Genomic DNA, 14,946 nt, shown 5'->3' with positions numbered 1-14,946 from the left:
CCGAATCTACAGTGCTCAAATCCCCCCTAATATTGAGAGAAGTTTAAGGAAATAACATGTCTGAGATGCGCACCCTTGGTGAGTTCATTGTTGAGAAACAGAGTGACTTCCCCCATGCAAGCGGTGATCTATCATCCCTTTTGTCGTCTATTCGACTTGCTGCAAAAATTGTTAACCGTGAGATCAACAAGGCTGGCCTAGTCGACATCACTGGCGCTGTTGGTACAGACAACGTGCAAGGTGAAGAGCAGCAAAAGCTAGACCTTTACGCGAACGACAAATTTAAAGCGGCTCTAGAAGCCCGTGACCAAGTTTGTGGTGTTGCAAGTGAAGAAGAAGACGAAGCTGTCGCCTTCAATAAAGAGCTCAACAAAAACGCAAAATACGTTGTACTGATGGATCCACTAGATGGCTCATCAAACATCGATGTAAATGTATCGGTTGGTACAATTTTCTCTATCTACCGTCGAGTATCACCGATCGGTACACCACCAACACAAGAAGATTTCTTACAGCCAGGACACAAGCAAGTAGCCGCGGGTTACGTGATTTACGGTTCTTCAACCATGCTTGTATACACAACAGGTGCTGGCGTAAATGGCTTCACCTACGACCCATCACTGGGTACCTTCTGCCTATCTCATGAAAACATGATGATTCCAGACGAAGGTAAGATTTACTCAATCAACGAAGGTAATTACATCCGCTTCCCTACGGGTGTTAAGAAGTACATCAAGTACTGCCAAGAAAATGAGCCAAGCGACAACCGCCCTTACACATCACGTTACATCGGTTCTCTAGTATCAGATTTCCACCGTAACCTTTTGAAAGGCGGCATCTACTTGTACCCAAGCACGCAAAGTCACCCTCAAGGTAAACTGCGTCTGCTTTACGAGTGCAACCCTATTGCTTTCCTTATGGAGCAAGCTGGCGGTATTGCATCAGACGGTGCACAGCGTATCATGGATATCAAACCAACTGAGCTACACCAACGTGTGCCTTTCTTCGTTGGTTCAACAAAAATGGTACGTAAAGTAGAAGAGTTTCTTGAGCTGAACCCTGAGTAACCCTCTCATTTCATTCTCAAACTAACGCTATTAAAAAGCCAGCACCTCAGTGCTGGCTTTTTGTTGTCTCGTAAGGTGATTAACTAGTTAGGAATCATTGTTCCGCTGACACCAGTTACCCGAAAGTATTTCTTTATTAGCTGTTAGATCAAGCTGATACAAATATACCCATGCTAATCCAAATATAGTCTCTATTTGCTCGCGACGATACTCAACAGGAACATCTTCTAGCCGATCGAGCGACTCTAAAATTTCGTCGTTAATGATATAGACCTCACCAGCGACACTTTTCTTTCCCAAAATCATCGCCGGATAGACACCTAAATCAAAAAGTGCGTATTCCTTAGGTGTATCAAACTGCCCTAATAAATCGCAGCCCTGCAAATAATGGTGATTGGACTGACCTTGCCTCAAGGTTCCATAGACAAAAACAAGATGCTGCATATGCCCTCCCATACGGCTCTACTCGAACTCAAATTGATAGAGAAGATCCACAGCACTGTCTAGGCCAGAAACAGCTTCAACATAGAGATCCTGCATCAATCTATAACGAACGGTAAACTCACCTAACGAGTTAAAGATACCCACACCATACTTCACCTGTAAGCCAGGCAGGATGTAACCACTTACCGTCACTTGAGAGTCATCGCCAGAGCCTGCAGTATCCAGTTGCAAGTCCTTTACACCAAAGGCTTCACCGATTTCACCAACAACCTTACCACTCTTCGCTAAACTCAAACCGATTAAAGTCGTTGTCATCGAACCGCTCGACTCACCGTCGATATCTTGGCCACGCAAAATATAAGACAGTGCGTTCGCTTGTGGCATCGCTGGGTCAGAATAAATCTCGATGGTAGGCTCTGTCGCAGGGCCAGTCACTCGAATACCAGCGGTCACGTCATCCTGAGTATTATCAGGATTACGAATCGCGTTGATGGCTACGTATGGCTGATCCGGTGGTCCATTCATTAGGATCTTACCCTCTTCGATCAAGAGGTCTTGCCCGAATGATTGATAAGTACCATCGACGATGTTCACTTCACCTGTAATAAATGGACCTTGGTCTTTTTGAGCCACGTTGAGCTTACCGACCAAATCACCTTCAAGACCGAAGGCAGACAGTTTAAAGTCATCACCAATGGAGATATTAATATTCGTCATCACATTGAATGGAATCGTATCTTCGTTTTCTGGCTCTAGATCTTTATTCAAAATAACCTGATCAGAAGAGACGCCAACCGCTGACGGTGGTAAATCTTCAACAACAATTCGTCCCCATGGTAATGCAATATCACCGGTGATTTTCGCCAGATCTGGTGTGACATCAATAGTCATATCAGGTACGACCTTCACCTTAACCATCGGTGGGATATCAACCATCAACTCATCAGCGAAAACTCTAACGTTCGAATGCCATGCTTTAAGATCTTGCCAATCTCCGGTTCCCTCAATATCAAGGTGACCATCAGGTGTTTCGACATTCGCATCCAGTTTTGCACTATAACCATCAAAGTCGAGGTCGATGCGGCCATCTTTCACATCAACAGGCGTAACATCGCCTTTGACTTGAATACCATCAACAGAGAATTGACCAAAGACTTGAGGGTGCATCAGAGAGCCTTTAACTTGAAGATCACTCTCAAGGTCGGCTTTCAATAAGCTGTATTCACCTAGAATTGGTTGTAAGAAATCAAGATGGAACGTGGTCAGCTTAATTGCCGCATCGACCATTTTGTCTTCGGCAAGAATATCCGGTAACGACACCGTGCCAGACAGGTCACCATTGTCGGAAACATCCAACTTAAAATCGGCATCCAGTTTGTTGTCTTTCAGTTGGGCATTCAATGCAACGCTTTCCCAACCCAGTGTGATTGGCTCACCCACTTGTTGAACAACCTGACCTTTCGGCATATCAACGCTTACCGTGACTTCAGGCTCATCTTGTTCAGACCACTTTGCATGAGCAGTCGCATTGACTAAGCCCTGTAATTGCGTCTCTTTAGGCACAAAGGCTTTAATCTGCTCGAAATCGAATTGATTGATGGCTACCTTGGCCTCACCCGATTTTCCGGCACGAACGTCTTCATCCAAACACACGCTCGAACCCGATTGTTTCCAACAGTGCGCTTGAACATCGGCAAACTGTTTATCAACATCCGCATTTATCGCGACAGGTTGCTCTAACACCCAAGGACCTTGCTGAGTGGTGATTTTGACTCTGTCTAACGATCCATACCAAATAAGAGAAGGCTTTTGAATCAACTCTCCGGAAATAGCTAAGCTTGTAGACACGATGTCGGATATCACATCAAGTGTCACTGTGTGTTTCTTCTCACCACCACTCACCGTGAGATCAATGCTTTTTACGCTCTGATCTTGATAGGTTAGGTTGTTAGCTTTTAATTCAAGATCAGCTTGAGCTTCAGGCAATGGCAGAGGAACCACAGAACCATTAAGCGACAAGGATTCTAGTGTTGCTTCGTTATTCCAATCTACCTTATCCACATTTAGAGCGAGATCGACTTCAGGCTTTTTCGTTGGACCACTGAGCTGGATGTTACCAATCACTTTACCTTTCAAATCAGGGACGCTTTTTACAAGCTCAGGGAAGTGAATCTCAACACCCATGTCCCATTTCTTATCAAGCTCACCCTGAGCCTTAATCGAGTTAACACCGTGAGCTAAGCTCAAACCACTGGTTTTCAGTTTTGGTTCACCGCTCGCGCTGCGATCCGACGCTGACAACTGACCTTCGATATCCAGAGGGTATTCTCGCAAGATCCCTTCAATATCCAATTTAGGCAGTTCAATCGCCCAGCCGCCCGCTTCCGTCAACTCACCTGAGGTGACGATGTTTCCACTAATGTTGCCCTCAGCTTCTGGCCACTGCAGACCCGGTTGAATATCTTTGAGTGTCACGTCAGCTTGCCAGTTAACGAGACTCTTCCAGTTCGCTTTAACGACACCGTTAAGCTCACCGCCTAGCGTGTTGAGCTTTAGACGCTCGAGAACAATTTGTTCCGTCGTGCCTTTACCCTGTAGATCGATGGCTAATTCAGGGATTTCCTTACCATCGGCTTCACCTTTAAGAAGAACATTAAAACCATCTAGTGAGCCATCAGCTTTAAATTGCTCAATTGTCGCTTGGTAATCGCTTTTTCCGGTAAGGGGCCACTGTGCTTGTCCGCCCTCTAAAAGAAGGTCAAATGGCAGAGTCGGTTCTAAGGGTTGAATATCCCCAGACAACTTTGCCTCAATCAGCTCAGAAAATTGGGAGTCTAGGTTTAGCTTAGCCACGCTGCCTTGTGCTTTCAGAGACAACTTCTGCCCAACAAGGTCGGTTTCTTTCACCAACGCATCCAAAGAAAGTTCTAGCGGGTAACCGCCCTTGAGCTCAACCTTCGTGGTTAGATTGGCGCTTGCTTGTGGCATATCGAGTTCGAGAGTTGAAACATCAACCGTGTGTTTGCCCGCGCGAGCTTCTAGCCCAAGGTGGTTAACAACGATTGGTGTTTCTTGTTCTAAGGTGAAACGGTTGAGGTCAAAACGCTCCAACACAACCTGCAGAGGAATCCAGACTTCCGGCAATTCGATAGCCGTTTTAACGGCAGCTTTTGGCTCAACCTTTTCTGCTTGCGGTTCTTCTGTCGACTCAGCGAGTTTAACCTTAAGATCATTGAATAAGGTTGGCGATACAGTTAGCTTTTCGCCCTGCATACTCAAAGCCGTAGAGAACAAGCTCCATTCAATTTCATGCCCTAAGATATTCAACTTGATATCAGACAAAGCGATACGGTTGATTACGATTGGCAACGGTGTTTTTACCGATGTTACGGGCGGAGTAGGTTCTGTTTCTTCTGTAGAGGCCGGAGGCAGTTCAGTAAATGCGAAGTCCAATCCTTGAATCGCTAAACGATCGACACACAACTTAGGGTCGAGCAGACAGCGAGGATTAATCGCCAAGTTCAGCTTTTGAACTTTGGTGTCTATATGCAGGCTGTCATCTTTAAACTGAACATTATTAAGCGTAAAGCTCGGGAACAGAGCCCCTTTAGTGCTTTCCACTTTAAGCTGTGGCAACGCTTTTTCAGCGCCCCACAACACAGTGTTCAACCCTGGATTGGTGAACAAAACAAAACCTAGCAAGGCTATCAACAACAGCAAAATAGACGTCAATGAGATCGACGTCCACTTGATGCACTTGCCCATCACTTTGATCATAATTCTGGCCCTAAACTAAAGTGTAACTGGAACTCATCACCTTTTGCTGCATCTAGACCCCAAGCAAAATCTAAGCTCACAGGGCCGACGGGCGACGCCCAACGAACCCCGACGCCGGTACCATGTTTCCATTCAGGTTTATCATTGAAGGCATCACCAATGTCGTAGAATGCTGCGCCCCACCAGTTTCCAACCAAGCGGTATTGGTATTCAAACGAGCTGGTTGCAATGAATTTGGCACCCGTTAGTGCGCCACTTTCATCTCGAGGAGAGATCGACTCATAACCATAACCACGAATGCTATTGTCACCACCAGCAAAGAATCTTAGGGAGGGAGATAGCTTATCAAACTCGTCGGCAAAGTTGCCGCCAAATTGAAGTCGAGTTAAGCCTCGGTGATTGTCGCCAATGCTTCGAATCCAAGCGGTTTGACCTTGAAAACGAACAACCTTAGTTTCAGATAACAAGGTATCATCACCCGCTTCAACCATAATGGTTTGTTTATCGCCCCACATCGGCATCGAACCGCCTCGCGTTCGAGTGCGTGAGAAAGAGATACCCGGCAGCACAAATTGCGCTAAATCATCCTGCAAACCTTGCTCATAGTTTTCGACCAAGTATCGAATGAAGACCGTGCGTTGCCAACCGTTATCCAGTCGCCAATATCTTTCTAGCGCTAAGTTTGACTCCAAACTCTTGGTATCACGATTATCCAAGTTTTTCATACCGTACTTAACTTGATAGTAGTCGTTCAGCACGTCATCCAGAGGGATTTTATAGGTAGCGGTAATTGTCTGTTCAGGTTTAGAAATCGACAGGCTGCTATTGAAGCTATGGCCTTGTTCATTAACCCAAGGTTTTTTCCACTTCAGAGTGCCTTTTACGCCAAGGTCGGTGGATACACCGATACCCGTTTCGATTTGGTTACGAGCTTGCGGAGCAAGGCTAACCTTCATCGGGATCTCTCGGCCTTCGCCTAACTGGCTTAAATCTGGTTCAACAAATACCGAGGAGAACCAATCCGTATTGGACAGGTTTTGGTTGTACTCACCGACTTTGGTGATTGAGTAAGGTTCGCCATCCTCAAATGGTTTAAGTGACTGCACCTTATCTTCTTCTATCTGGCTACCAGTAACCTGAGTAGTACCAAAGTGATAGCGGATACCACTGTTATAATGAAGACGAACATAAGCGCGGTTCAATTCAGGAGCGACTTCTAGCTTACTAAGATCATAAGCACCATCGAAGTAGCCTTTCGCTAAGCCAAGGTTGCGGATCGACGATTTCAAAGAGTCATAATTACCATGATTCAGAGTCGAACCTTTAGACAAGCTACTCTTCGCTATCAAGGCTAAAAAGTCTGGGTCATCCTTGGCTTCACCAGTTAGAACGATATCTGAAGTATAAATAACAACAGGCTCTCCCGGCTCAACCGTAACGGTCATTTCGGTATCATCTTCGGAGTGAGTAAATGTGATTTTAGGGTGGTAGTAGCCTAACGCATTCAGGGCTTCTTTAATCATAGATTCCAAGCGGGATTGGAATCTTAGTGAAACCGAATACTCTTCTTCAGGGATCGCACTCAGATAAGCATCAACATTATCCTCAAGCGCTCCATCTAGCCCTTTGATTTCAAGGGAAACGTCAGCGAAAGCGAGCGTCGATGACAATAGAGTGCCAATCAGAACTGGTAAAGTTTTTCTTATCATGTTTAATTGGTGAAGAAGTTATCAATACGTTAATAAGTGAAAAGAAATAATACCGCTAAATAGGCATTGAGTCTGTAATAAATCCTGGAATAACACGGTCTAATTTAAAGACTTATTCAATATTGACCAACAGTTAATATGAACCCACGTTAAATAAAAGCCAGCGCGGTAAACGTATGCGAAAAGGAATATAACATGCTAAACAAACAACAACTGGTTTCTGCAGCAACCGCACTACCGGGAAATGCTGACCCAATTCGAATCACTGAGCGCCATTTCGTCAATCAAACCGACCTGCTCGATGCACCCACGGGCTCTCAACAAGAAGTCCTGTTTGGTATGGGGTGCTTCTGGGGAGCTGAGCGTTTGTTTTGGCAATTGGATGGCGTTATTTCAACATCCGTTGGTTACGCTGGCGGATACACAGTTAATCCCACTTATGAACAAGTATGTACTGGGCAAACCGGCCATACCGAGGTCGTTCGTGTCATATTTGATAGTGAACAAACCTCTCTAGCTCGAATACTTGAAACCTTTTGGGAGCGTCATGACCCAACTCAAGGGATGCGCCAAGGCAACGATTTAGGGACTCAGTACCGTTCTGCGATTTACACCTTCAGTGAAGAACAACAATCTATCGCTGAGCACTCTAAACGTGAATATCAACGAGCAATGACTGAATCTTTAGGCAACGAGATCACGACGGAAGTTCTGCCTGCTGGAAAATATTTTTTCGCAGAAACCTACCACCAGCAATACCTAGCTAAAAATCCGAATGGGTATTGCGGGTTGGGTGGAACAGGTGTGTGCTTCCCTCCACAATAAAGTGCCGTTCGACATACCATCGTGAACGACACGCATTAAAAAAGGGCTTCCATCAGGAAGCCCTTTTCATTGTTAATCTATTCGGTGCAAGACAAATCGATAAAGCTCAGTTACACCGGCAACGCTGCAATGGTGCCGTTAACTTCTTTAAAAATAGTGAGCTTTTGTTTGTCTGAAACTTCAGGAAGTAGCACCTTGCCTTGGTCGAAGCGAAACTCTCCAACACCTTCAATAGCAAATTGGCCTTTGAACAGGACTTTAACGAAACGCGCCACCTGACGTGGACGGTAAGTAGAAAATTTTCTTAACATAATACAACCTCAATTCCATTTGAGTACTACAGTCACATACCTGAACAGCGTCGCTGTTCAAAGCACATTTAATCGCTAATTCCTTTAGCAAACAGCAAGATAATCTATTGTTCATCTTGATATTGATGCATTATACCTTTTGGTAACAAGCCTGCAACTTCTTTCTACGTCGTACGATAAAAAAGTTAAAGAGGCATTTTTCAAATTTCATATTATACTTCCTGTGCAAACCAATAAGCGGAACAAAAATATAATGAAAAACAAAACTCTACTGGCTTTTCTAGCCGCAGCCTCTCCACTCTTCGCCAATGCTCACAACCTATCAGTAGGCGCTACCCTGCCTGCCGTCGATGTGAGTAACTATGGTGAGATTGTTCTAAACGACGGAAATACTGGATATCAAGCTTGGGCAACCAATGATCTTCTAGGTAAAGTTCGCGTCGTTCAAGCTATCGCTGGCCGCAGCAGCTCTAAAGAGCTCAACGCACCACTGATGGCAGCCATTACCGCATCGAAATTCTCAGAAGACAGCTACCAAACCACCACTATCATCAACCAAGATGATGCGATTTGGGGTACTGGGTCTTTTGTTAAGTCCTCTGCCGAAAGCAGCAAAGAAGAATTTCCATGGTCTTCTATGGTCCTAGATGAAGACGGCGCCGTTGCGTCAACATGGGCTCTAAAAGAAGAAAGCTCAGCGATTATCGTTCAAGACAATCAAGGTAAAATCTTGTTTGTAAAAGAAGGTGCATTAAACGAATCAGAAGTCACTCAAGTCATTGAGTTGATTAAAGCGAGCCTTTAATAATATATTCGCGTCTTTTTCGAGACCTAACCAAAGGATATTGTTATATTATAACAGTATCCTTTTTTTAATTCTGTGGTTAATCATCCTGATGTGGCAAAACACACCCAACAATGTGAAACGCAAAACAGGCTTCTTGCTTGGGCTTATGCTCATGTTAAGCGTGTTAGCCGCAACACACATTGTGGATATCGCACCAGAGCACCACACCTCACACCATTGTGAGCTGTTTTCGCTTAATCAGTTCATCACAGCGCACTCACTACCACAGATTCCAGAGTTCCATTCGGAATTTACTGTCGCTATCACAGAGTCAGTAACTTCACTACAGCGGCTATATTTCGCTTATTTGGCACGCTCACCTCCTGTAAATATCGCTTAATTACCACTACTTTTTAATTAACCTTTATTCAGGAAAAAACATGAAACCTACTTTTTTAGCCGTTGTTATCGGCATGACTGTCTCTACAAATGTTCTAGCTAACGAAGAATTCCGCTCTCATGATGCACACGTACATGGCCAAGTTGAAGTAAACATCGCGCAAGATGGGCAAGAATTGCTTGTTGAAGTAACAGCTCCAGGCGCAGATGTGGTTGGGTTTGAACATGCTCCAAAAACTGCAGAACAGAAGAAAGTGTTTGAACAGGCTATCGCACAATTAAACAAGCCAGAAGAGCTGTTTAGTTTTAACAATGCGAGTTGTACTCTGAAGTTCAAGTCAGTAGCAAACACCTTAGAAGGCGGTCATGACGACCATGAAGGCCATGACCATGCGGAACACGGTCATGGCGACCACAAAGACCATGATCACGCTGAACACGATCATGACGACCACAAAGACCATGACCACGCTGAACACGATCATGATGACCACAAAGACCATGACCACGCTGAGCACGATCATGATGACCACGAAGGTCACGACCACCACGATCATGAAGGCCACGATCACTCAGAAGGTGGCCACGGTGAGTTCACTGTTGAGTACCACTATGAATGTTCAGATGTTGCTAAGCTAGACACAGTTAGCACTCAGTGGTTCTCTAAGTTCAGCAACACTGAAAAAATGACGGTGAACCTACTAACAGACACAGCTCAAGTACAAGAAGTGCTTAACGCAGAGCGTATTAGTTTCCGATTCTAATCACTCCTAGATCGGATTAAACGTAAAATAAACAGCCAGGTAAGTCATCGCTTACTTGGCTGTTCAAATCGGTGTGTTCCTGGGAATTTATGTTTCAAATTACTGTCCAGTAGATACACCGCTTTAATTATTGGAGCTAGCATGTCTTCTGACAGTTCATCACTTGTGGTCAAACTCGAAAATATCAGCTTTCGTTGGAAGCCTGAATTACCACCAACGCTAGAGATCCCCTCTCTTCACATCCAAGCCCAAGAGCACCTTTTTATTAAAGGGCCAAGTGGTTGTGGAAAATCAACTTTGTTAGGGCTACTGACCGGAATCAACCAAGCTGAGCAAGGAGAAGTCTCTATCCTTGATCAAGACCTCACTCAGCTTACACCTCGTCAAAGAGATAAATTCAGAGCCGATCATATTGGTTATATTTTCCAACAATTTAACCTGCTTCCTTATCTATCAGTTATCGATAACGTGACGCTTCCTTGCCAGTTTTCACAGATACGTAAACAGCAAGTCGCTGAAAGCCAGAAAAGCTTACAAGAGACGGCTCGAGAGTTGTTACTCAGATTAAAGCTACCTCAAGCTTTAATGGACAAGCCCGTTACCGAGTTAAGCATCGGTCAACAACAACGTGTTGCTGCCGCTCGTGCTTTGATCGGCCAACCCAAAATCATTATTGCCGACGAGCCAACCTCGGCTTTGGATCATGACAACCGAGAAGCTTTTATCGAACTGTTGTTAGAACAAGCCAACCAGGCAGGTTCTACTCTTATCTTTGTTAGCCATGATCCAACACTAGAAAAGTTGTTCACTCGAACCATAGATTTAAAAACCGTTAACCAAGCTAAGGTTGTCGTATGAAAGTAATTACTCACTTAGCCTTAAAAAGCGTACTCAACCGTAAAGCCACAGCCATTCTAACTATTCTCACTGTGGCTGTATCCGTCATTCTATTACTCGGTGTGGAACGTGTAAGAACCGAAGCTAAGAGCAGCTTCGCCAATACGATTTCAGGTACTGACCTTATCGTCGGTGGCCGCTCTGGTCAGGTAAACCTGCTGCTTTATTCCGTATTTAGAATCGGTAATGCGACCAACAACATCGACTGGAAAAGCTATGAAGAATTTAGCCAGCACAACGCTGTAAAGTGGGCGATCCCAATCTCATTGGGTGATTCACATAAAGGCTTCCGCGTAATGGGCACGAACCATAGCTACTTCGAGAATTATCGCTATGGAAGTAAGCAACCACTTACTTTTCAGCAAGGCAAAGAGTTTAATCAGCTATTTGACGTAGTGATTGGTGCCGACGTCGCGAAGAAGCTAGATTACAAAATAGGTGATCAAATCATTCTTGCGCACGGTATCAGTGATGTTGCGTTTAGCCGTCACGATAATCTGCCCTTCAAGATTGTGGGAATACTCGCGCCAACAGGAACACCAGTAGACAAAACCGTACACGTATCGCTAGAGGCAATCGAAGCAATTCATGTTGGCTGGGAATCAGGTGCCAACCTCGGGCACACACCGAATGCTGAAGCGCTAAAGCAACGTGACTTCCAACCGAAGCAGATTACCGCGATGATGGTTGGCCTTAAATCGAAGATCCAAACCTTCGCACTGCAACGAGAAATCAATAACTACCGCCAAGAACCTTTAAGCGCCATTATGCCGGGCATTGCGCTTCACGAATTGTGGGGAATGATGGCTGTAGCAGAACAAGCATTACTGATTGTTTCAGGGTTTGTTGTTGTCGCCGGATTATTGGGTATGCTCAGTAGCCTACTCACTAGCTTGCAAGAAAGGCGTCGAGAGATGGCTATCCTACGTGCGATGGGCGCAAGACCTCGTCATGTGTTTGGTTTACTGATCAGTGAAGCCAGTGCACTAACCTTCCTTGGCATTACATTAGGTGTTGCAGTGCTGTTTGCGCTGATCGCAGTGGTTGCTCCTATTGTGCAACAAAGTTATGGTATCAACATATCGATATCCGCAATCACACCGCATGAGTGGAAACTGCTTATGCTGGTACAAGTTGCCGGAATCATTATCGGCTTTATTCCCGCTTTCAGGGCTTACCGCCAGTCATTGTCTGATGGCATGACGATTCGAATCTAAAATAGGAACCTACGATGCAACGCAAATTCCTACTGATACTTGGGCTACTTCTGTTCCCATTTATCAGTACAGCTCACGCTGAAACCACTCAGAATGACGAATCGGTATTAACACTTGAATGGATTGATTTGATTCCAGAATCAGAACGTGCTCAGCTAGATTCATTTGGTATGCCGATGGTTGACCACAATAGTATGGACAAACCTCAACAATCGACACTTGGTGCTGTTCGCCCAGAGCTGAATGGCAGCACAGTGAAGATTCCTGGCTTTGTGATTCCATTGGAAGGTGATGAGAATATGATCACTGAGTTTCTGCTGGTACCGTACTTTGGCGCATGTATCCACGTGCCACCGCCGCCACCGAACCAAATCATCTACGTGAAGTTCCCGAAAGGTGCACCAATACAGCAGTTATGGGATGTGATCTATTTGGTCGGAACGCTGAAAACTGAGTCAATCAGCCATGACTTAGCGCAAACCGGTTATCTTATTGAAGGTACTGCGATTGAAGAGTATGACGACATGTAGTCATTAGAAGGGTGGCTCAAGGATGAGCTGCCGTCACTGAACGAGTGTGATCATTCAATAACAGTTTAATAACGATAATTTTCTTCTGAATTACGCGATGTAATTAGATAAGTAAGCTAGAACAGCGACATAAGTCGCGAGTAATAACCCTATACTAAGCTGTTTCTTCAGCTTGTTATCATTGGCTTGATTCATAACTCCTCCTTGAGAATTACAACAAATTTAACATTTTATTATCACTAGCAAAAGTAAAATTTTGTTGAAACCTTCAACTCTGCACGCAAAATCTAGCCACCAATAAGATAAAGAGTTACATTTTAGACAGTTATACCAATCACAATAAGTAAGTGTTCAGAAATAGCGTAGAAAAAAGGCTTGAGAACCAGGCGGAGCTTTTTGATAAGTGGTTATTCTACAATCAAAAATTGTAGCTCAGTTATCAAGCGTTTTAACAAGCTAGAGCGAGCAATTATTTACTACGATTGGTCTTGAGTCGTCTCCTAACGGTACTCTTATGTCAGAAACCAAACAGCCAGTGATCATTGAGCATGCTAGCGATACACAGCAAAAGCATGAGAAAAAGCCTCATATTGCCGACAGTGCCAGCAGAATGCTGCACATCGCACAAAGCTTCGGCCTCGATTTCTTAATTAGTCATAGTGCCAAGCCAAAGGATAAAGCTGAGAGTACGCTTATCGAACGGGCACTATTGCGAGAGAAAAAACGTAGAGAGCTTCGCCAAAAGAACCTAGAACAGATTCTAAAGTTGGCGCACTCTTCATGTAAGGATGAAGCGGCTGGAGACCCGGATCAGGACTGGCTATACCGTTTCTTCGACATGGCACAAGAGATCCACAATACATCGATGCAGAGGCTATGGGCTCAAGTACTGAAACGAGAAGTCACCAACCCAGGCTCGACGTCGATGAAGGCACTGCAAATCTTAAAAGACATGACGCCAAAGGAAGCACTGACCTTACAAAGAGCAGCTTCATTAGGCTGCAGTTTTGGTAGCGATAACAGCAGAAAGCTCTTACTCGGCTTTAAATCTCATGCTGGGCTATTCAACTTTGGCAAAAGGGACACCACCAACACCATCAACCTTGGTGGGCACAACCTGCCCTACTCCAGCTTGCTCCACTTGATAGAGCTCGGGATTATTCTGGGCACAGAATTAGAATCCGGAGAGATTGATTTCGATCCAGCCCTGCACCTAACCTATCAAGGTAAGAGCATGTCACTGGCACCATTATCAAAAGGCGTGAAGCTGGTTTACTACCGATTCAGCCCTACAGGCAATGAGCTTTGTACCTTGCTCGGTAACAAGCCAAACACGCAGTATTACGATCAACTGATTGCACTATTGAGCCAGAAATTCACAGTACAGACAGAAGTGAAAAGCAGCGTGAATTACACCGTCTAGACACTCTACGGAGCTAAAATAGACGATGTAAGAAGTGAAGTATTAAGAGGAATAAAGAGAATCTAGGGGATAGGTTTCTTGTCTCGGTAAACCAAGGCTGTACTACTTATCAGTCATGAATAAGTCGATAAGTAAGTGAACAGCCTTAGTCGTACCAACGATCTCAATTGGCTAAAATATTTCGCTTCTCCAACGCATCAATACACAGTTCGACCAATTCATCGAGTGTCTTCTCACCTGCAGGTAGATCAATCTCAGGGTTCTGAGGCGCTTCGTACACTGAACTAATACCTGTAAAGTTCGGGATCTCTCCGGCACGTGCTTTCTTATACAGACCTTTAGGATCACGCTGTTCGCAAACCTCTAATGGCGTATTGACGAACACCTCAAGAAACTCACCTTCCGGCAATAAATCTCTCACGAGTTGCCTTTCAGCTTGATGCGGAGAAATAAAGGCTGACAACACGATCAAGCCTGCATCTGCCATCAATTTAGCAAGCTCACCAATACGACGGATGTTCTCTCGACGATCTTGCTCAGAGAAGCCAAGGTCACTACATAATCCATGACGCACATTGTCGCCATCCAATAAATAAGTATGGTAACCAATCTGTGCCAAGCGATTTTCTAATGCTCCAGCGACTGTCGATTTACCAGAACCAGACAACCCCGTGAACCAGAGCACGGCTGGCTTTTGTGATTTCAGATCCGCGCGAAATGTTTTATCAATCGAGTGTTGATGCCACACAACATTCTCATCTTTGGGTTTGAGTACTGCGGTCATAATTAGTCCTTT

The 14,946-nt window shown here is 44.7% G+C and carries 14 protein-coding genes; 9 read left to right on the top strand and 5 right to left on the bottom strand.

All coding sequences use genetic code 11. The annotated features are described in order from the left end of the window. The first annotated feature begins 56 nt into the window (after positions 1-56). Positions 57-1,067: a class 1 fructose-bisphosphatase gene (gene fbp, locus AB4154_RS17615; RefSeq protein WP_017063728.1), complete on the top strand. Its 1,011-nt coding sequence runs from the start codon at positions 57-59 to the stop codon at positions 1,065-1,067. Between the two features lie 87 nt (positions 1,068-1,154). On the opposite strand, the gene AB4154_RS17610 is transcribed toward fbp, so the two are convergent. The 3 genes from AB4154_RS17610 to AB4154_RS17600 are packed head-to-tail and all read right to left on the bottom strand — an operon-like array spanning position 1,155 to position 6,997. Then, a complete protein-coding gene (locus tag AB4154_RS17610; RefSeq protein WP_136973682.1) occupies positions 1,155-1,511 on the bottom strand; it encodes a gamma-glutamylcyclotransferase in 357 nt (118 codons plus the stop codon). An 18-nt stretch (positions 1,512-1,529) separates the two neighbouring features. Next, positions 1,530-5,288: a translocation/assembly module TamB domain-containing protein gene (locus AB4154_RS17605; protein WP_136973681.1), complete on the bottom strand. Its 3,759-nt coding sequence runs from the start codon at positions 5,286-5,288 to the stop codon at positions 1,530-1,532. Further along, positions 5,285-6,997, bottom strand: a complete 1,713-nt coding sequence (locus tag AB4154_RS17600; RefSeq protein WP_065584316.1) for an autotransporter assembly complex family protein — start codon at positions 6,995-6,997, stop codon at positions 5,285-5,287. The genes AB4154_RS17605 and AB4154_RS17600 overlap by 4 nt, the downstream gene beginning before the upstream one ends. Before the next feature lie 195 nt (positions 6,998-7,192). Here AB4154_RS17600 and msrA point away from each other — a divergent pair, with 195 nt between their 5' ends. After that, positions 7,193-7,822, top strand: a complete 630-nt coding sequence (gene msrA / locus AB4154_RS17595) for a peptide-methionine (S)-S-oxide reductase MsrA (protein WP_017058899.1) — start codon at positions 7,193-7,195, stop codon at positions 7,820-7,822. Between the two features lie 110 nt (positions 7,823-7,932). On the opposite strand, the gene AB4154_RS17590 is transcribed toward msrA, so the two are convergent. Continuing rightward, on the bottom strand, positions 7,933-8,133 hold the full coding sequence (locus AB4154_RS17590; protein ID WP_017058898.1) for a DUF1107 family protein: 201 nt from the start codon (positions 8,131-8,133) through the stop codon (positions 7,933-7,935). Between the two features lie 253 nt (positions 8,134-8,386). Between AB4154_RS17590 and AB4154_RS17585 the strand changes: the two genes are divergently transcribed. From AB4154_RS17585 to AB4154_RS17555, 7 genes are all read left to right on the top strand, one after another. After that, positions 8,387-8,938, top strand: coding sequence for a YtfJ family protein (locus AB4154_RS17585; protein ID WP_017058897.1), 552 nt, complete (start codon positions 8,387-8,389; stop codon positions 8,936-8,938). 91 nt (positions 8,939-9,029) lie between these two features. Continuing rightward, positions 9,030-9,320 (top strand): DUF2607 family protein, encoded by a 291-nt coding sequence (locus tag AB4154_RS17580; RefSeq protein ID WP_017063722.1) that lies wholly within the window; start codon positions 9,030-9,032, stop codon positions 9,318-9,320. 40 nt (positions 9,321-9,360) lie between these two features. Next, a complete protein-coding gene (locus AB4154_RS17575; protein ID WP_017058895.1) occupies positions 9,361-10,083 on the top strand; it encodes a DUF2796 domain-containing protein in 723 nt (240 codons plus the stop codon). A gap of 141 nt (positions 10,084-10,224) precedes the next feature. Beyond that, positions 10,225-10,941 (top strand): ABC transporter ATP-binding protein, encoded by a 717-nt coding sequence (locus AB4154_RS17570; protein WP_017058894.1) that lies wholly within the window; start codon positions 10,225-10,227, stop codon positions 10,939-10,941. Beyond that, positions 10,938-12,197: an ABC transporter permease gene (locus AB4154_RS17565; protein ID WP_017058893.1), complete on the top strand. Its 1,260-nt coding sequence runs from the start codon at positions 10,938-10,940 to the stop codon at positions 12,195-12,197. Before AB4154_RS17570 ends, AB4154_RS17565 begins: the two co-directional genes overlap by 4 nt. Before the next feature lie 14 nt (positions 12,198-12,211). Next, positions 12,212-12,727: a DUF3299 domain-containing protein gene (locus tag AB4154_RS17560; RefSeq protein WP_017058892.1), complete on the top strand. Its 516-nt coding sequence runs from the start codon at positions 12,212-12,214 to the stop codon at positions 12,725-12,727. Between the two features lie 514 nt (positions 12,728-13,241). Further along, on the top strand, positions 13,242-14,150 hold the full coding sequence (locus AB4154_RS17555) for a TIGR03899 family protein (protein ID WP_017058890.1): 909 nt from the start codon (positions 13,242-13,244) through the stop codon (positions 14,148-14,150). A gap of 163 nt (positions 14,151-14,313) precedes the next feature. Here the strand turns inward: AB4154_RS17555 and cysC are convergent, their stop codons facing one another. Continuing rightward, a complete protein-coding gene (gene cysC / locus AB4154_RS17550) occupies positions 14,314-14,934 on the bottom strand; it encodes an adenylyl-sulfate kinase (protein ID WP_017058889.1) in 621 nt (206 codons plus the stop codon). Positions 14,935-14,946: the final 12 nt, after the last annotated feature.

The organism is Vibrio sp. 10N.286.51.B11, assembly GCF_041469245.1.
In the GTDB taxonomy this organism is placed as follows: Bacteria; Pseudomonadota; Gammaproteobacteria; order Enterobacterales; family Vibrionaceae; genus Vibrio; species Vibrio crassostreae_C.
Note: the sequence above shows the minus strand (reverse complement) of the source record. Positions and strands in the feature narration are given on the sequence as shown.